This is a genomic window from Sphingomonas sp. SORGH_AS_0879, from assembly GCF_030819175.1.
Lineage (GTDB): Bacteria > Pseudomonadota > Alphaproteobacteria > Sphingomonadales > Sphingomonadaceae > Sphingomonas.
Genome location: NZ_JAUTBJ010000002.1, coordinates 2984138 through 3002935, shown reverse-complemented (window position 1 = coordinate 3002935; position 18798 = coordinate 2984138). Strand labels below are relative to the sequence as shown.

13 protein-coding genes are annotated in these 18798 nt (G+C 62.8%); 12 read left to right on the top strand and 1 reads right to left on the bottom strand.

Annotation, left to right across the window (positions count from 1 at the left end):
• Positions 1-242: 242 nt before the first annotated feature.
• Positions 243-1637 (bottom strand): PLP-dependent aminotransferase family protein, encoded by a 1395-nt coding sequence (locus QE379_RS14605; protein WP_307001571.1) that lies wholly within the window; start codon positions 1635-1637, stop codon positions 243-245.
• Positions 1638-1867: 230 nt separating this feature from the next.
• On the opposite strand from QE379_RS14605, the gene QE379_RS14600 reads away from it, so the two are divergent.
• The 12 genes from QE379_RS14600 to QE379_RS14545 all read left to right on the top strand — a co-directional run bounded on the left by QE379_RS14600 (position 1868) and on the right by QE379_RS14545 (position 18218).
• Complete coding sequence (locus QE379_RS14600; RefSeq protein WP_307001569.1) at positions 1868-4525, top strand: pitrilysin family protein; 2658 nt, start codon at positions 1868-1870, stop codon at positions 4523-4525.
• Positions 4526-4596: 71 nt separating this feature from the next.
• Entirely contained in the window at positions 4597-6894 is a 2298-nt protein-coding gene (locus QE379_RS14595; RefSeq protein ID WP_307001567.1) for a TonB-dependent siderophore receptor, read from the top strand.
• 17 nt (positions 6895-6911) lie between these two features.
• Positions 6912-8714 (top strand): ABC transporter ATP-binding protein/permease, encoded by a 1803-nt coding sequence (locus QE379_RS14590; RefSeq protein ID WP_307001566.1) that lies wholly within the window; start codon positions 6912-6914, stop codon positions 8712-8714.
• Positions 8715-8753: 39 nt separating this feature from the next.
• Entirely contained in the window at positions 8754-9080 is a 327-nt protein-coding gene (locus tag QE379_RS14585) for a co-chaperone YbbN (RefSeq protein WP_307001564.1), read from the top strand.
• On the top strand, positions 9077-9934 hold the full coding sequence (locus QE379_RS14580; protein ID WP_307001562.1) for a hypothetical protein: 858 nt from the start codon (positions 9077-9079) through the stop codon (positions 9932-9934). The genes QE379_RS14585 and QE379_RS14580 overlap by 4 nt, the downstream gene beginning before the upstream one ends.
• A gap of 844 nt (positions 9935-10778) precedes the next feature.
• Positions 10779-11348, top strand: a complete 570-nt coding sequence (locus tag QE379_RS14575) for a hypothetical protein (protein WP_307001560.1) — start codon at positions 10779-10781, stop codon at positions 11346-11348.
• Entirely contained in the window at positions 11345-12736 is a 1392-nt protein-coding gene (locus QE379_RS14570) for a 7-cyano-7-deazaguanine synthase (RefSeq protein ID WP_307001559.1), read from the top strand. Before QE379_RS14575 ends, QE379_RS14570 begins: the two co-directional genes overlap by 4 nt.
• On the top strand, positions 12724-12963 hold the full coding sequence (locus QE379_RS14565; protein ID WP_307001558.1) for a helix-turn-helix transcriptional regulator: 240 nt from the start codon (positions 12724-12726) through the stop codon (positions 12961-12963). The genes QE379_RS14570 and QE379_RS14565 overlap by 13 nt, the downstream gene beginning before the upstream one ends.
• The gene (locus QE379_RS14560; RefSeq protein ID WP_307001556.1) at positions 12932-13906 is read left to right on the top strand and encodes an ImmA/IrrE family metallo-endopeptidase; all 975 of its coding nucleotides are present in this window, start codon (positions 12932-12934) and stop codon (positions 13904-13906) included. Before QE379_RS14565 ends, QE379_RS14560 begins: the two co-directional genes overlap by 32 nt.
• Positions 13881-14513, top strand: a complete 633-nt coding sequence (locus QE379_RS14555; RefSeq protein WP_307001554.1) for a hypothetical protein — start codon at positions 13881-13883, stop codon at positions 14511-14513. The genes QE379_RS14560 and QE379_RS14555 overlap by 26 nt, the downstream gene beginning before the upstream one ends.
• Positions 14514-14602: 89 nt before the next feature.
• On the top strand, positions 14603-16441 hold the full coding sequence (locus tag QE379_RS14550; protein WP_307001552.1) for an ATP-dependent endonuclease: 1839 nt from the start codon (positions 14603-14605) through the stop codon (positions 16439-16441).
• A complete protein-coding gene (locus tag QE379_RS14545) occupies positions 16434-18218 on the top strand; it encodes an ATP-dependent helicase (RefSeq protein ID WP_307001550.1) in 1785 nt (594 codons plus the stop codon). Before QE379_RS14550 ends, QE379_RS14545 begins: the two co-directional genes overlap by 8 nt.
• Positions 18219-18798: the final 580 nt, after the last annotated feature.

Genomic DNA, 18798 nt, shown 5'->3' with positions numbered 1-18798 from the left:
GTTGGCGGGATGACCCGCAAAGAAATCCTTTTTACACCGTTATTCGTCCTCAATTTCAGACGTTCTTTCAGGCGCCATGGACTGTCATAAATGGCGCAGTCAAATTGGTATTATCGGTAGCGAGCGCTTGGTCCGTCATTTAAGCATTTTTATATTGATTGACCTGTAATTTATAAATTAAGCCCTACGCTTTGATCGCGACCATCAAACGATGAAGCTGAGCTGTTATCGCAGAAACACTGCTATAGGTTCGTTAGGCAGGCGACTAGTGCGTCGATCGCGGCGGGCGTGGTGGTCGTAACGTTGAAACGCATGAACGGTCGGCCCATCTTTGGCATCAGGAAATGAGACCCTGGCGCAGTTAGATAGCCCTTGGCCAGCATCTGTTTGGCGACATGGCGTGAATCATTGCCTTCGCCGAGATTAGCCCACAGGAAAGTGCCGCCGGTCGCCGTCGGCTGTGCTGGCTTGACCGGCGTTGATGCCAGCAAATGGCGCAGCGTGACGCCACGGCGCAACAGCTGGGATCGTATCCGTTCGCAACGTCGGCGATAAAGTCCGTCGTGAAGGAAACGATAGAGAACACGCTCGGGGATCAGCATGTTTCCAAGGCCTTGGACGGGCCGGAAGACGCGCAACAACGGCATGAAGCGTTCACCCGCAACGATATAGCCAACGCCTATCTCCGGCGCGAGGATTTGGGAGCAGCCGCCGATGTGGATCACATGCTCCAACTGATCCAGCAGGATCAGGGGCACCGCAGGGCGACCATCGGTCGCTGGCGCCAAATCGGCGTAACTGGCGTCGTCGACCAGCGCCATATCGAACTCAGCCGCAATCTCGAGCAGCTTTCGTGCCTTGTGCAACGAGATGCTGGTGCCCGTCGGATTCTGAAGCAGCGATGACAGCAGAAACATTTTAGGGCGGTGGCGCTCGCACATCAGGCGCAGCACTTCCAGGTTCGGACCGTCCGCCTCACGCGGGATACGGTAGATTTCCGCCCCTTGCGCCAGCAATGCCGCCTCATGCGCGAAGGACGACGGATCCTCGATGAGGACCGGCGTCCGGTACCGCACGAACGAGCGGATGAACAAGGTCAAGCCGGCGATGCAGCCCGGAACCGTCATGATCGAATCGATCGGAGCATCGACGCCCTCCATCCGCAGCTTATTCTGCAACTCCTCGCGGAGCGGCGGATAGCCCGCCGGGTCGCCATATCGGCCCAGCCGCTTGCCTAAGGTCGCTGCCCCCTTGAGCACACGGGCAAGCTCGTCGACCGAGGCATCATCGTGATGCAGCAATCCGCTTCCCGGGACATGATCGGGCGGCAGATCAGAATGGATCAGCTGGAAGGCGTCGAGGTCGACAGTCCGCAGCGTTTTGTTGCGAGTGGGTGGCGTCGTCGTGACGGCGACGTAAAAGCCAGCCCCGCGCCGCGGATGGATGTTTCCACCGGCCACCAGCTTGTCATACGCGCGCTGTACGGTGTCGCGGCTGACACCATGCTCGGCGGCCATGCCCCGTATCGAGGGCAAGCGCTGGCCAGGTGTGAGGCCGCCATCAGCCATTGCGTCTCTGACCGCCTGGACGATGCGCTGTACCTTGTTGCCCTCGGCCCCTGACGGGTCAGCTTTCATCGCTAAAGTGTCCTGATAAAATAAGTGGGACAGGCTGGTCGTTTTTTCATACAGTGTCCGGAAGCCAGCGCTGCCGCAATTGCTAATGTCACGTGATGACGACCTTCTTTCCATTTGTTGCGCTGTCGATGATAGCGATGTCTTCAACGGGCACGGTAGATGGTCCCGTCCGAAAGAATCTGCCTCCTCTGGCCCGACCGGTGCCGATACAGCGCCCAAAGCCGGCGGTCATGCCGCCCGTCATCAGTGACCCCGTCACGCGCTTTACCCTGCCCAACGGGCTGAAGGTCGTCGTCCAGACCAGCAAGCGCGTGCCGCTCATTACCGCAACCGTGGTGTATGATGTCGGGTCAAAGGACGAAAAGATGGGGCAATATGGCTACGCTCACCTGTATGAGCATCTCATGCTCGATGGCAGCGCGCATTGGAATCAGAACGCCTTCATCTCGCTGCGGGATCTGGGTGCGACCAACGTCAATGCCAGCACCAATCAGGACGCCACGACCCTGTTCGAGACGTTTCCGCGCGCGGCGCTGGAGCGGGTGCTGTTCCTCGAAGCCGACCGCATGGGCTATGTCGGCGAAGCGCTGACGCCTGAGCGAGTGAAGCGCGAGGTCGGGGTCGTGCTGAACGAGAAGCGCCAGCGCGGCAGTCGCCCCGACGGCACCGACGACGCGATCGCCCTGGCGGACATGTATCCGGCGGATCATCCCTATCACCACAGCGTGATCGGCGAGGATGCCGATCTGGAGGCTGTGACGGTGGATATCGCCCGTCAGTGGTTCGACGCCCATTATGGCCCGTCGAACGCGACACTGATCCTGGCGGGCGATGTCACGGGGGACGAGGCCAGGCGGCTGGTCGAGAAATATTTCGGTGGCCTGGCGCCGCGACAGCCGCTCGACCGGCTGCTGACGCGGACGTCGCCGATGACCGGGCCGGTCCGGCGTGAAATCTTCCGGTCCGTGCCACAGGGTCGCATCTATGCCACCTATATCGCGCCGCCACAGGGTTCGCCGTCGATCGCCGCGCTAGACCTGACCGCACAGATCATGGCGGCGGGCGCGCGGTCGCGGCTCAACCGGCGTTTGATCGAGGAACTGGGCATCGCCCGTTCCGCCTTCGTCACCTTCAACGAAGGGCAGCTATCGAGCCGGATGGGCTTCGTCGTCGACGGCATCCCGGCCGACCAGATTTCCCGCGCCGAGGCGGAGATCGACGCCGTCATCGCCCGTTACGTCGCCGAAGGCCCCACCCCCGATGAGCTGGAACGCGCACGGGCGGCACGCACGCAATATATGTTCGGGTTGCAGGACAGCACGTCGGGCAAGGCGTTCCTGCAGGCTCGGGCGGTGAACCAGACGGACGATACCGACTATGCCGCGACTTACTTGCGCGAACTGCGAACGGCGACACCGGAGAGCGTCCGACGTGAGGTCGACGCGGTCTATGGTCGCCCCGGCTACCGGTTGATCGTCCGCCCCAAGCCGATGGCACAGGCGACGTCGGTGGGCTATGACCTGACCCAGGGGCCGCCGCCGATGGGCGAAATGGCACCGATCATGTTCCCGGCGGTGGAGCGCGCACGCCTGTCGAACGGGTTGAAGGTGGTGCTGGTCCCCCGGCCCGGCGCGATGACCGACAGCGCGCTGCTCCGCTTCGACGATGCGGGTCTTGCCGGTCCCTCGCGGGTGATCGCACCGGTCGCGCTCGACCTGCTGGCCGGAAATGGCACCACCCCGGATCAGCGCTCCCGCGCCGAACGCGCCGAGACGCTGAACGGGTGGATCAACAAGACCGCCGATCTCGACCATGCCGATCTGAGTATCGGGTGGGATACGAAGCAACTGGCGGGCGGGGTCGCTTTCCTGGGCGATGTGCTGAACCGGCCCGGCATCACGCCGGAGGCGGTCAGAGCGTTGAAAAAGGCACGCGGCGAGCAACTGGCCGCCCAGCGATCGAACAATTCCGCGCTCGCCGATCGGGCGCTGTTCAACGCCATTTACGGTACCGGTCATCCCTACGCCCCCGCGCCGGATGTTGCGACGGACATCCAGGCGGTGGAGGCGATCGATCCCGCTTCCTTGCGCGAATGGTATCGCGGCCATGTACGGCCGGATCGTGCGACGCTGTATATCGCGGGGGATACCAGCATGGCGGTCCTGAAGCCGCTGCTGGAAAAGGCGCTGGCCGGATGGACCGCACAGGGTGCGGCGACGCCCGCCCCGACCATACCGCCCGCGCATGGCAGTGCGACGCCGTCCCTGACCGTGATCGACAAGCCGGGCGCGGCGCAGACCTTCATCATGGCGGGCAAGGTGATCCCGGCCGCCACGCCCGGTAGCCCGGAGGCGACCGCGGCCTGGACCGTCAACGAGCTCTATGGCGGCAATTCGACCGCCCGGATCGGCAGCAACCTGCGCGTCGACAAGGGCTGGACCTATGGCATCGGCTCCGGGCTTTACGACACACGCGGCGAGCGTCGCTGGATTCTCGCAGGCTCGGTCAGCCGGGAGCATAGCGGGGAGTCGGTCGCGGAGCTGATTAAGGAGATGCGCGGCCTGAACGGAGATCGTCCGCCCGAGCAGCGCGAGCTGACCCGTATCGCGACCAGCGTGGCCAACCAGAGCGCGGCCAAGCTGGAGGGGAATGCCAACCTGCTCCAGGCCATGGCGGACGCCGAGTCCGATGGGCTGCCCCATGACGATGTCGTGCGCGAGCCGATCCGGCTCCAGTCTCTGACGTTGGGGCAGCTGCGGGGCGCAACCGGGGCGCTGTCCGATCCGGACACGGTTCATTGGGTTCTGGTCGGCGACTGGCAGCGCATCCGCGACCAGTTCACGAATCTCAGGCTTGGCACGCCCGTGGTGATCCCCACGGCGCGCTGAAGAGGGCCGCGAACATGCCCGGCAGGGCAGGCGCGGATTGTTATCCATCAATGACATGGGGGGAATTGAATATGGGTACACGTCATTATGTCGCCGCCAGCCTGTTGGCGCTGGTGGCCGCCACCGCACCGGGCGTCGCTTCGGCGCAGGACCGGGTGATGTCGCAACCCGCCTTGCCGCTGAGCGAGGCGTTGCAGCGGATCGCCGCGGAATGGGGCAAGCCGCTGAACATCGATCCCGACGCGGTGCGCGGGATCACCGCCAAGCCCGTCGTCAATGCCCGGTCCGAGCGTGACGCTGTCGCGCAGGCGACGCGCGGCCTGCCCGTCGCGGTCGATGTCAGCGATACGGGCGCGATCTCCATCCTGAACGACGTCGTCGTCACCGCACAGCCCAACGAAGCAGAGGACAGCGTGCTCGTCCGCGGCGCGACCAGTTCGTCGCGGCTCGGCCAGTCGCTTCGGGAACAGGCGCGCAACACCCAGGTCATCTCGGCGAAACTGCTCGAACGACAACAGGCGCAGACCATCGCCGAGGGTCTGGCCAATGCGGGCGGCGTCGTCGTCAACACCGCCACGGTGCAGGGCGGCATCAGCTATTCGGTGCGTGGCTTCGACTCGAACGGTGCGGTCAACGGCCTGCCCTCGGTCTCCAGCTCCAGCTTTGCGGCGGGCACGACCCAGTCGCTGGTCAATATCGAGCGCATCGAGGTGCTGAAAGGCCCCGACGCGATCCTGCTGGGCGGTGACAATCTGGGCGGCACGATCAACATCGTCACCAAGAAACCCAATGCCGAGGAGCGGCTCTACGCATCGATGGATACCGGATCGTTCGGCCTGGTCCGGGGAACCATCGACGCCAACCGGGCCCTGACCGACGACAATCGCCTGAGCGCGCGCATCATCGCCACGGCCGCGACCGCCGACCGCAATTTCGGCGGCTATCGCGGCAACGAGGATTATCTGTTCGCCCCCTCGCTGCGGTACAAGAACGCGACGACCGATGTCATCGTCTCCGGCGTGGCGGGCACGCAATATTTCGGCATGGTGCCGTACACCGTGCTGAACAAGGCGACCAAAAAGCCGTTCGACGTTGCCTGGGACCGACCGCTGCTGGGCGGGCGCGAGCAGTTCGCTCGTAATGGCACGACGCAGATCAATGCCGAACTGACCCAGAAGCTGACCGACTGGCTGACCGTCGTACTGCGCGGCCAGCATCAGAACGCGACCTTCGCGCTATCGCAATATTCCCCCTTCGCCGTCTTGAACAACAACGGCCTGTTGCTCGTGTCCAGCAGCGGCGTGCGCCAGACGTCGACCAGCGATGCAGTTGACGGCTTTGCCCGTATCGCCTTCGATACCGGCCCGGTGAACCACAAGATCGTGGTCGGCGCGACCAATGTGAAAAGCGATACTGATGCGATCTATGCCGCCGATGGGGATATGTTCCCCTATAACTTCCTCACCCCCGGCGGAACCCTGCCGTCGCTCGCGACGATCTATCGAGAGCGGTCGACGATCATCGGCAAGCAGCGTGGCTATTACGGCCAATATCTCGTTGGCTTCGGTCCGATCCACCTGATGGCGGCGGTCCGTCACAACATCTTGGACTTCACCTCGGTCGTCGCCGGTTTCGGACCCAATTCGAACCATGCGACGGCCACCACGCCCAATTTCGGGGCCGTGGTCGATATTACCAGCAAGCTGTCCGTGTTCGGCACCTTGGCCTATGGATACACGCCGACGTTCACGCTGAACGCCGCGAAGGAAAGGCTGGGCGACATCAAGAGCCGCAATGCCGAAACCGGTATCAAGTGGGACCTGTTCGACAAACGCATGCTGATCAACGCATCCTATTTCAGTATCCGACAGAGCAACCTCATCGACCGCGATCCGCTCCATCCCGGTTTCTCGATCGCCCTGCCCGGACAGCTGGGCCGAGGCATCGACCTGAACGTCAGCGGCACGCCGCTGGCCGGCCTGACCCTTTCGGCGGCGTTTACGCGGACCAGCTACACATTTCTTGTGCCGACGCGGACGATCGGCAACACCGTCAACGGCCAGCCGCGCGACGTGTACAACCTCTATGCGTCCTATGAGCGCAAGGTCGGCAACGACATGCGCGCCGGTCTGGGGGCCGGGGTGGCGGGCCGTTCGAGTTCGGCGATCGATCGTCTGAACACCTACCGGATCGATGGCGCCGCGCTGGTCAATCTGAACGGGTTCCTGTCGGTCGGCGACATCGACATCAATGTCGGCGTCCGCAACCTGTTCGACCGCAAATCCTATGCGCCGACCCGGTTCGACAACTATATTCCGCTGGGCGAGCCGCGTAGCTGGCGACTGACCGTCGGCTATCGCTTTTTCTGATCGAGGATGACCCGCCGATGATGCCGCAACCCACCCAAAGCGGCGAGGTCCGTCGCGAGACGGGCCTGGCCCCACCCCAGGACGCCACTGCCCGATGGACGGACGCATGGCGGCTGGTCAGCGGCTATTGGCGGTCGTCCGACTGGAAGTTCGCCTGGTTCGCGTTGATCACCCTGTTGTTCTTCCAGTTCGGCGCGGCGTTCATCATGCTGCGCGCCAATCGCTGGCAGCAACATTTCTTCGACGCGATCGAACAGCGCGACCAGGCGCAGATGGTGCCACTGATGATCGTGTTCCTGGGGATCATGGCGATGCAGATCGCCATGATCCTGGCGGAGAATTTCATCGACGGACTCTTGTCCATCCGCTGGCGGACCTTTCTGACGCGCGACTATCTCGACCGCTGGATGAGCCGCAATCGCTATGCCGAGATCGAGCGGTTGCGGATCATCGACAATCCCGACCAGCGTATCGCCGACGACCTGAACGCGATCACCGCCGCATTGGGCATGACGATCGGCGCGCTGCACATCGTCATGCGGCTGATCGGGTCGATCGTGACCGGCGTCACCTTCGCGATGATCCTGCTGGAGACCGCGCCGCCGATCCGCTTCTCGCTGGGCGGCACCGCAATTTCCATTCCGGGCAGCACCGTCTGGTATGCCGTTGCCTATGCGATGATCGGCTCGTGGCTGACGGCCAAGATCGGCCAGCCCTTCGTCCGCGCGATGATGCGCCAGCAGCACCGCGAGGCGGATTTCCGTGCCGGGCTGATCCATGTGCGGCGCAATGCCGCGCAGATCGGGCTATCGGGCGCGGTCTCCACCGAGCGCGAGGCGTTGCATCAGGCGTTCGACGCGGTGCGGACCAATTTTCGCTCCGTCATCTACAGCTCGCTGGGCATCACTGCGGCGGGCAGCGTCTATGACCGGATGGGGACGGTCCTGCCGTTGTTCATCATGGTGCCGGGCTATCTCGCAGGGACCATGACCTTCGGCCAGTTGATGGCGGGCCGCGACGCCTTCGGGCAGCTCGGGATGCAGCTCGGCTATTTCGTCAAGAGCTATCAGCTGATCGGTCAGCAAGTCAGCTACTTCAACCGTATGAAGGGACTCGACGACGCACTGGACGATGTGCGGCCTGCCGGAATTGCCGTGGGTACGGGCACCGCTCCGGGTGTCGTCCTGGCGACGCAAGATCTGGCGCTCCACCGCCCGCATGGCGAGGAGCTGGCGATCGTCGGCGACTGGACCGTGCGCAAGGGCGAACGCTGGGCGGTGCGGGGCGCCTCGGGCACCGGCAAGTCGACGCTCGTGCGCGCGCTGGCGGGGCTGTGGCCCGACGGGCAGGGCAGCGTTGCGCTGGCGCATGACAGCCGGGCGATGTTCGTGCCGCAGCGGCTTTACCTGCCGCAGGGTACGCTCAAGGCGGCGGTCTGCTTCCCCGATCGGCCCGAGGAGCATGGCGATGCCGAAATCGCCGCATTGCTCGGTCAAGCACGGCTCGGCCATCTTGCCACCGAGATGCACGCGCTACGCCTGTGGCAGGAGGAATTGTCTCCCGGCGAGCAGCAGCGGATCGCGCTGGCTCGCGTCCTGCTGCATCGCCCGACGCTGCTGGTCCTGGACGAGGCAACGAGCGCACTCGATGCGGGCAATGCGCGCCATTTCTACGACAGCGTCCGCGCCGCCCTGCCCGACGCCACGATCGTCAGCGTGGTGCATGACGAGACGCTGCTGGCGCACCACAGCCATATGCTGACCTTCGCGGATGGCGGCGCGATCGCCACCGCCATCGACCGGACCAAGACCGGCGACTGAGATCGCCGCGACGAGACGGCAGAAAGGATTTCGACCATCATGACGGGCAAGGTTATCGACGTCACGGGCTCGGACGTCGCCGCGGTCATCGCGGAGCGAGACGGTTTGATCCTGTTCGATCTCTGGTCCCCGACATGCGCCCCGTGCCGAGCGCTAGCCCCGATCCTCGACGATCTGGCGGCCGACTTCGCCGACGAGTTGCAAATCTGCAAGCTCGACGTCGAGGCGGACCAGGGGACCGCCAAGCCGTTCGCGGCGAGGGCACTGCCGACCTTGGCGCTGTATCGCGCCGGCATGGAGATCGACCGGATGGTCGGCCTGAAATCGCGCGGGCAATTGACCGCCTGGCTTGAAAGCCATTTATGACCGGCGCCTTTGGGGGCGATCCCGCGATCAAGGCCGCACTGCTCGCCAGACTGGAAAGCCATATCGCCAATAGCACGCTTCGCTTCGGCGGCACATCCTGGGACGGCTCGGGGGGCAGCCCCTTGGGCGTGTCTACCGAAGGGGGGGATAGCGCCGACTATGCGACCCGGTTCGGCTACCCGCTCGCAATAGCCGGCTTGCTGGATCCGTTGATCGCTTATGCCGGGCCTGATGACGGCGGCAAGGTCGCGCTGCGCTGGGTGGAGTGTGTCGCTGTGGGCGCCGACCTGTCGCCGATCCCGCAGAGGATCGTCGACCATTTCCTGACTGCTATGGGGGCGGAGCGCCTCGCGGCATCGTCCTATGCCCAGGTACAAGCGCTGCACCGCGCCGAAGCGTCAGGCGTTGCCAGGCATCGTGGTGAATGGACCGCAACACGCCGCCGCATCGAAGCGGCCGAGGAAGCCGCATTACCGCACAGTCCTGAGCGTGCCGCCCTGAACGCGTGCGCCACTGCGTGCTGGCCACTGCAAACGAGCAGCTCGATCCTGTCGACGCTGATCGCGGCTTGGCTTCAGGAGGTCAATCGTGAAGCCGATCCGGCGTTCGGAGAAGTCGAGCGTCAGCGCGCCATGGCCATGCTTGACGAAATTTACCAACAAACTCAGCCCATGCGCGACAAAGGCGAGGCGGTCGACATTCCAGCCCTGTTCCGCATGCGCGATCCGGTCCTCGCGGCAGGCTTCGAGGCATCGCTGGAACGCGCGAATGCCCGCTATCTTGACCGTGCCCGGTCCGCTCCGGGCATAGTGCTCGCCTATCTTGCCGCTGCCAAATTACGAAAGGCCCCTTGAAGGATGAGACGGGAGCCTTCAGCGATGATCGCTCCGATACTCTACGCGCTTCCCGCAGCATTCAATCGGCGCGCTACGCTCGGGATTTCGCCTCAACCATGACCAGCACGGCCTTCCGCGCCGAGGGTTCCCGCGTCCACTATAGTTCTGACGTATCAAATCCGGGAACACTGGCTGGAAGCACCGCATACGGCTATTTCCAGCGTTGATGATCAGACATTCACAAGAGGCGGCATGAACGGTTAGCATCGGTCGAATATTGCCGACAATAACCGGCGCATCGTGGGACATTTCTGCCATTTGTATGCGCCCTGCCGAACGGCAGCTATCGTCAGAAGCCGTCGTTCAGCGCTCGCCCGACCGGCATCGCAGAACGACATAGCGGGCAGTTTGCGGACTGGCAGGTTTCATCATGCAAAGAGCCGTAGCCGACATATACTGAACCCAGAACAAGCGCGGCTCAGTTCGCCCCCATCAACCGGCGCCCCGCGCTGGATAAATCTGACGAATACGTCTCGCCACTCATGCTATTAGAGGCAAGCCATCTGGCGCCGATTATCGACTTTGGCTGCGACAGGCCGCCACTGATCCCACGATAAGCAAAATTCGGCCGAGCGCCCGGTCACCCTTCGCATGCTCATCCCTATGCTTCCGCGCTTATTGATCGTGTCGCCATCGTCTGAGCCCGGCCAAACCTGCCTAACCTTCGGACCTCTACTATGGCCTCCTGCATCAACCGGTCACGTCTGTCACCTACCAGAACAGAGAAATGTCAGTTTATCCATCGTTGGATATTGACAATGTCAGATCATCGCATCATTTAAAGTGCGGGGAGCACGATCCGATGAGCGATGGCCCGTACAAATCTCTGCCGATGAAGCCTCGTTGGCGCCATGCAGCAAAGTGCGCTTACAAGGAGGCGTTCTCCCAAGACGAGATCGTCGAAAGCGTGACACGCGCGTCACACGCCGACTGGCGCGCCGAAGTCCGGCAGGCACTTGTTGCGTCGGTCACTTCCGTTGTTGCTCCTTTGGGGCAGCAGACGCTCTTCGCGGACCAAGTTCTGGCAGATCTCGGCGCGCTCCGGCGCGGCTGCGTCTCGCCGCTGGAGGCGTCTTTCGTGCGCAACGCGATCGATGCCGTAGCAACCGGACGCACCGGCGACGATGCCGTTCAGTTCGCTGCCGAGGAGGCGTTCTCCGACCGCCTGCTCTGCAATTACCGCCAGGTCGAAGAGCATGTCCGGCGTGATGACAGCATCCGCAACGCGGAGTTCGTGCGCAACCGCTTCGAGGCGGCGCACGGCCAAATCGATCTGTCTGTTCTGGCGCGTGCCGCACTGCGGACGGGCGAGCCGCTGACGCGCCGCACCCGCGCCCAATTCACCGATCTCGACGCTGGAGTCCCGCTATGACCGCCCGTACCTATCATGCCTCACGCGAGACCGCGTTCGTGGTCGATGCGGTTGAGCTTGGCGCGGACGTTCGCGACGGCGCGATCGCCGCCAATATCGGGTCCGCAATCAATCTCTCAATCGTTGGGCTCGAGAGCTATTTCTATACCGGCTGGCGTCCAGAACTTGTCGACCTTCTCGTCATCGCGGCTGCTGTCGAATATTGTGATCTTAGCGTCAAACGCCCAGCGTGGGGCTGGGCACGCTCCTTCGACCTGCGTGTCGCCGTCCATTCGCTCGATCGTTGGGAGGATCCCGCAGTCCACAATGCACTTGAGGATGCTCTTTCGTTCCTAACGGGCGATCAGTGGATCGTCAGCTTCGTGCAACGCATGCGCGACATCGAGGGCGTGGGACAGGGCTCTCTCGGCTTCGACGTGCGCGACCGCGTGATCATGCCGTATAGTGACGGTGTGGATTCCCGCGCTGTTTCGGCGCTCGTCGATGATGCCGAAAAGGGCGGGCTCGTGCGCGTCCGCCTCGGCATCAGGGGCGCCGACACTCATTCCAAAGATCCTCGCGAACGCCGCTTCATGTCGGTGCCCTATCAGGTGCGTTTCGATGTCGGCCAACGGGTCGAATCGTCGGCGCGGTCGCGGGGTTTCAAATTCGCGGTGATTACAGGCATCGCTGCGGCGCTCGCCAACGTAGAGCGGATCGTAGTGACCGAAAGCGGTCAGGGCGCCCTTGGTCCGATCCTCGTCACCGTGGGGCAAAGCCACCCCGACTATCGGGTCCATCCCGCCTTTACCTGTCGGGTCGAAGCGCTGTTCGAAGCCTTGACCGGCAATGCGCCGCGTTACGAGTATCCCCGCATCTGGTCGACCAAAGGCGAGACCGTCACAGCGGCGCAGAAGCTCGCGCAGCCGCCCAACTGGGCGAACACCCGCTCGTGCTGGCAGGGTGCCCGGCAGGTAAGCTTCGAGCGCAAGCGCCGGCAATGCGGTATCTGCGCTGCCTGCATGTTGCGTCGCCTCAGCATGCATGCGGCTGGCGTTGAGGAGCCTGCCGCCAACTATATTTGGGAGGACCTGTCCGCCCCCGAGATCGAGAAAGGCGCGGTCGCGGGCTTTACGCTGATGACCCCGTCGCTTCGCGAGCATGCCATCGCCGGTGTACTGCACCTCGACCATCTGGCCTCGCTCTCCGGTTCTGCCATCCATCGTCGCGCGGTTGCCCGCGTCGCCCGCGAAACCGCCGATGCCCTCAGAATGTCGTCGGCCGAGGCTGAGGCGAAGCTCTTGGCGTTGCTTGCGCGTCATCGCGCCGAATGGCTCGCGTTCCAAGAAAGTCTCGGGCCGAATTCCTTCGTCGCCAAGCTCGCGCAGGTCTCGCCGTGGCAGCGGTGACAGGCAGTCTGGCCCCGGAAGCGCTTGGAGAGCTGCTGCGTGACGCCAGGGAAAATGCGAAGCTGACCCAGGCCGCGGCGGCACAGGCACTGAATGTCGCGCGCACCACGCTAGTCGCCATCGAGCAAGGGCAGCGCCGCGCGCGCCTCGAAGAACTTCAGAAGCTTGCCGCCCTGTATCGCGGTCTCACTCAACGTGCTGCTGCGCCAGAGCAGTGCGAAGGTTGATTTGCGCCCCCGCTTCCGGCGAACCGGTGAAGGCGATGCAGAAGTCGAAGAGGCCGTCGCTTTGCTTAACAGCCTCGTCCAAGCGGAGCTGGAACTGGAAAACCTGCTCGGTATCAAGCGTGCGCGCAACGACCCGCCGGAGCGCCCCCTGCTGCCCGGCAACGTCTTACTCCAAGCCGAACAGGATGCGAGCGAGCTGCGCCAGTGGCTAGGGCTTGGCATGGCACCGGTCCACGATATGGTCAGCCTACTGGAAGTCCAACTGGGCGCGCGCATCTTCGTCCGGCAGTTGCCGGCCCGGATTTCGGGGCTCTATGCCTTCGACGAAGCTGCCGGTGCCTGCATTCTATTGAACGCGTTGCATCCTCGCGACCGGCGCACGCAGACCGGGGCACATGAGACCGGCCACTTCATTTCCACCCGCCGCGCACCGGATGCGCTTTATGCGGATTCGCCTGAAGCATCGCGGGAAGAGCGCTACGCTAACGCTTTCGCGCGCTGCTTTCTAACGCCCGCCCGAGCGGTTGCCGCCCGCTTTCAGGATGTCACGGCCGGTGCCGCGCGGCTCACTCGCCGCCATATCATTATTCTTTCACACGCCTTCGGTGTGTCGCGCGAAGCAATAGTTCGGAGACTCGAGGAACTCGGCCTTACTAAATCCGGCACCTGGGACTGGTTTAAGGAGCACGGCGGCATCACGGACGAGCAAGCACGCGAAGTGCTCGGCGACGCGATACCACCCGATCCAGCTAAGACCGATGCCGCACGGCAAGTGTCGATGCGCATGAGCCTCCTTGCGAGTGAAGCGTGGCGGCGCGGTCTTCTGAGCGAGGGGCAGTTGGCGCGCCTTCTCCATATCGACCGCGTCGAGGCGCGCGAGATGATCGATGAATTTGAAGCTGAAGGAGCGGTAGACGATGAGTCGCCAATCCTCCTGGCTTGAGCGGGCGGCATCGCTCGTCGGCGATGCCAGCGTCTGGATCAACCTCGTCGCGACGGGCTGCGCCGAGGACATTCTCCGATGGTCGCCGGCGGAACTCGTCATCACGACGACCGCGCTCGGCGAGCTTGAGAATGGGCGTGCGAAAGGTCGGCAAACTGCCACCGAGGTTGCGAGGCTGATCGAGGTAGGTTTGATCCGCGAGGTTTCGCTCAGTTCTACCGATGAAGCTGTGTTTCTGGACCTCGTCGCTGGTCCGACAAGCCTCACACTTGATGATGGCGAGGCGGCAACAATCGCATATGCGCTCGGTTCGGGAGCGGGCGCGCTGATCGATGAGCGTAAAGCCACCGACTTGTGCGCCGGCCGCTATCCGGCGCTTATCGTCATGAGCACGACGGATCTGCTTCTTGCTAATCCCATCGTGTCGTCCTTTCAGGCCGATGGGCTCAGCGAATGTTTGTTCCTTGCGCTGACGGTTGCACGCATGCGTGTCCCGGAGCGCCATCTTGCTGGCGTCTGTGAACTTCTAGGACCGGATCGTTGCCGAGAGTGCCGCAGCCTGCCCGCGGCATGGCGGCAATCGGAGGCTTCGCGCTTGACCGGCTAATTTCATGACTTGCGCCGGATGAGGCAAAATCGCACTAATATTTTGTCGCATAGAAAGCAAACTCCGGTCGATGAGATGGAGCAGGCAAGATGTATTTATCACGAATTAGAATCGAGAAATTCCGTAACTTTCGCGACCTCGATGTAGTGCTAGGCGGCAACGTCGTCATTGTCGGAGAAAACCGCGTCGGAAAGAGCAATTTGCTCTTTGGCTTGCGCCTGATATTCGACCCCTCACTACCCGATAGCAGTCGGCAGCTCGGTCTCGCTGACTTCTGGGACGGACTGGAGGAGATTACTTCCGAGACGATCATGACCGTCTCGGTCGAGATCAAGGATTTTGAGGACGACCCCGATGTGCTCGCCGTCCTGACCGACTTCAGGCTCGACGACGATCCCGATACCGTCCGCCTGACCTACAAGCTACGCGCGACGCCGGGGCTCGATCATGCACCCGCCAGCGATGACGATTTCTCGTTCATCTGTTTCGGCGGGGAAAGCGAAGCCAAGCGCTTTGGCCATGATTTGCGGCGGCGGATCACGATGGACCTGTTGTCGGCGCTTCGTGATGCCGAGGGTGACCTTGCGGCCTGGCGTCGTTCGCCGCTTCGTCCACTGGTCGAGGATGCGTTCGTCGCGATCGACGCGGCAAAGCTTAAGGAGATCGGCGAGAAGATTGCGGAAGCAAGCAAGGCCGCGATCGAGTTCGGCGAGGTGAAGGCGCTGGAAGGCCGGATTGCCGAGCTGTTTCTCGCAATGGCTGGCGCGAAGCAGGACGTGAAGCCGTCGCTTGGCTTTTCGGCGACCGACGCGGCCCGCATCAACCGCCAGATCCGTCTGCTCATCGACGAGGGGCGGCGCGGCGTTGCCGATGCCAGCCTGGGATCGGCCAATCTCATCTTCCTGACGCTCAAGCTGCTCGATCTTCAACGGCTGATCGAGACCAATAAGCGCGACCATTCCCTGCTCGCGATCGAGGAACCGGAAGCGCATCTTCATCCGCATCTCCAGCGGCTGGTGTACAAGCATCTGTTCGAGACGATCGTCGAAGGCGCGGCGGCGGAAGATGATGAAAGCGAGGAAGAGGACACCGGCGCGGACGAGGGCGAGCCGATGTCGGTGATCCTGACGACCCATTCGCCCCATATCGCTAGCGTCGCACCGCTCAAATCTCTCCTGTTGCTGCGGTCGGACGCAGATCAGGGAACCAGGGGCTATTCGACGGCGGCGACGGATTTCACCGAAGCCGAACAGGAGGATTTGAGCCGCTATCTCGATGTCACCCGCGCCGAGATGGTGTTCGCCCGCGGAGTGTTGTTGGTCGAGGGTGACGCCGAACGGTTCCTCATCCCCACGTTCGCCGAAGAACTCGACATTTCGCTCGACGAGCATGGCGTGTCCGTCTGTTCGGTCGCTGGCACCAATTTCCAGCCCTATGTGAAGCTGCTGTGCGCGCTCGGCATTCCCTTTGCCGTCATCACCGATTTCGACATGATCGACGGAAAACCCCGGTCCTACAAGCGGTGCCTGAAGCTTACCCGTACGATCGATACCGCGCGCGGTGGCGCTGATACGGACGCCCTAATCGCGGCGATTAAGGCGATTGACAATTATGACGAGACCTATGAAAAATTCGAAGAATTCGGCCTGTTCGTCAACGACAGTACGCTGGAAACCGAGATGTTCGGGGGCGACTATGCCGAGGCGATCATCGCTACCCTGCGCGAACATAATTTCAGCGCCGAGCGGCTGGCGCTTCTCGATGCTTGGGAAACCAAGCCGTCCGACGTCGATGCCAAGATCCTGATCAAGATGATTGAGCAGATGGGCAAAGGCCGGTTCGCGCAGCGCCTGGCGTCGCGCATCGAAGGCCTGACTGTGCCGCATTATATCGCCAACGCCATCAACCATGTGATCGGCCTTGTCTGATCGGGCGCTCTATCTGAAGGCCGCGGAAGATCTGCGGCCCAACGACAAACAGTGGCAGGCCTATGAGTCCGGCGGCCACTGCGTGCTGCTGGCCGGGCCAGGCAGCGGCAAGACCAAGACGCTGACAGTCAAGCTCGCGCGCATGCTCAGCGAGGATGTCGAGGATCCCCGCGGCATCGCCTGTATCACCTACAATAACGAATGTGCTCGCGAGCTCGAGACGCGGCTCGATGCCCTCGGTATTGCGCCGGGCGGCCGCGTCTTCATCGGCACCGTGCACAGCTTCTCGCTGACCCAGATCCTCCTGCCCTATGCGAAGGTCGCGGGATTGGGTCTCCCGGATGATTTCCAGGTGGCGACCCGGCGCCAGACGCGCGCCGCGCTCGAAAATGCCCATGCCAAGGTGATCAAAGGGCCGGAGAATCCGCAGACCTGGGATTTCCGGCTGGGGCAGCACCGCCGCCGATTCCTCAACCGGGACGTCGACGCTTGGAAAACCGCCGACCCCCAACTAACCAGGCTCGTCGAGGCCCATGAAGCCGAACTGCGCCAGATGGGCGTGATCGACTTCGACGACATGCCGCTTCTGGCCTTGCGTGCGCTCGCTACCAACGCCTGGCTGCGCAAGGCGATCGCCGCCAAATATCCGATCCTGGCGGTCGACGAATATCAAGATCTCGGCCGGGCTTTGCACGCGATGGTGATGGGGCTGTGCTTCAGCGCCGGCATCCGCCTGTTCGCGGTCGGCGATGTCGATCAGTCGATCTACGGCTTCACCGGCGCGAATCCCGAATTGCTGAAGAAATTGTCGGAGCGCGACGATGTCGAAACCGTCCGGCTCGGACTGAACTATCGCTGCGGGTCGCAGATCGTCACTGCCTCCGAATATGCCCTTGGCGAAGCGCGCGGCTATCGGGCACCGGACGGCGCGCATGAGGGCACGATCTATTTTCATCCCTGCACCGGCGGCTATGCGGCGCAGGCGCGATATCTGATCGAACAGTTGATCCCCGAGATACGCGCACGGCGCCCCGATCTGAACCTTGGCGAAATCGCCATCCTCTACCCCGCAGCCTTCATCGGCGACGAGGTCGCGACCGCCGCGGCCAACAACGGCTATGGCGTGATCCGCACCGACGGCAACGCGTTGTATCCGCGCGGCAGCCGTCTGATGCGCTGGCTCGAGCAATGCGCGATGTGGTGCTGCGGTGGCTGGCGGTCAGGGCAGCCTCGGGTATCCCGCGTGATCGCCGAAGGTGCCCGCCTGTTCCATGAACTGCTCGCGACCGATGACGACCGGCTGGAATTTCAGCGCGACTTGATCGCAACCCTCTGGGATCGTCGTGACGACACTCTCAGTCTGCACGACTGGCTCGTCGCCTTGCGCGACGAGATTATGAAACCGCGCATCGATCGTGCCCGATCGCTGGCCGATGAGTTCGAGACGCTGAACACCTTCATCAACCGGCTCGGACCGACCGGCGATGTGGAGGATCTCCCGCTCGGCGAGTTCGCCGGGATCGGCACCGGTCTCGACCGGATCAATCTGTCCACCTTGCACAGCGCCAAAGGACGCGAGTTCGACGTGGTGATCCTGTTCGGAATGGAGGAAGGACGCCTTCCCCGAAACAATGCAAGCGATGGAGAGATCAGCGAAGCGCGACGCCTGTTCTATGTCGGCTTCACGCGTGCAAGGCATGAAATCCATCTCATGTACGGCCAGCACAACCCTTCACGCTTCGTGACAGAAGTGCAGGAGCGCCTCGAAGGTGAATGATGCCCGTTAACCGGGACGATTGGAGCGGAAGCGCCGAAGCGCACCGCCGCCCCTACTGCGTTGAACCGCGAGCGATCTCATCGGTCGTAGCCGCTGCGGAGCCTGTGTAGACGACGGCGATATTTGGCGCGCCCGGAAAGATCTGAACTATTCGCTGGTCGTGGGGCTATTTGATTGAGCTTTGTCCGCTTTCAGGTCGCGCCAATCCGCGACCCGAAATCCGACTTTAGGGCGCATTGCTGCCAGACGATCCTGCGCTCAGGGAATGGCCGGTTTTAGCTGAACCTGTCGTTCGAAGCCCAACCGACGAACGACGAATTCTGGTCGGTGGCTGCCAACGGCGCATTCGGCGTGTTCTGGGACAAAGCCGTCACTCGTGCGCTCGGCGGCGAAGGACGGCTTCCGGCGGGGAACGGACACAAGGCAGCCGTCAAGCAATGGCGGTCGCGTCGCGATTCAGTAGGGCGGGCGCTGTATCAGACTTCCCCGTCATCACAGTTGCTTATCAGATGCGATTGACTCGCATTATCTTGCGCTATTAGACGCCCCTCGAAATCTTTCGGGAAATGCGCCGTCGCGG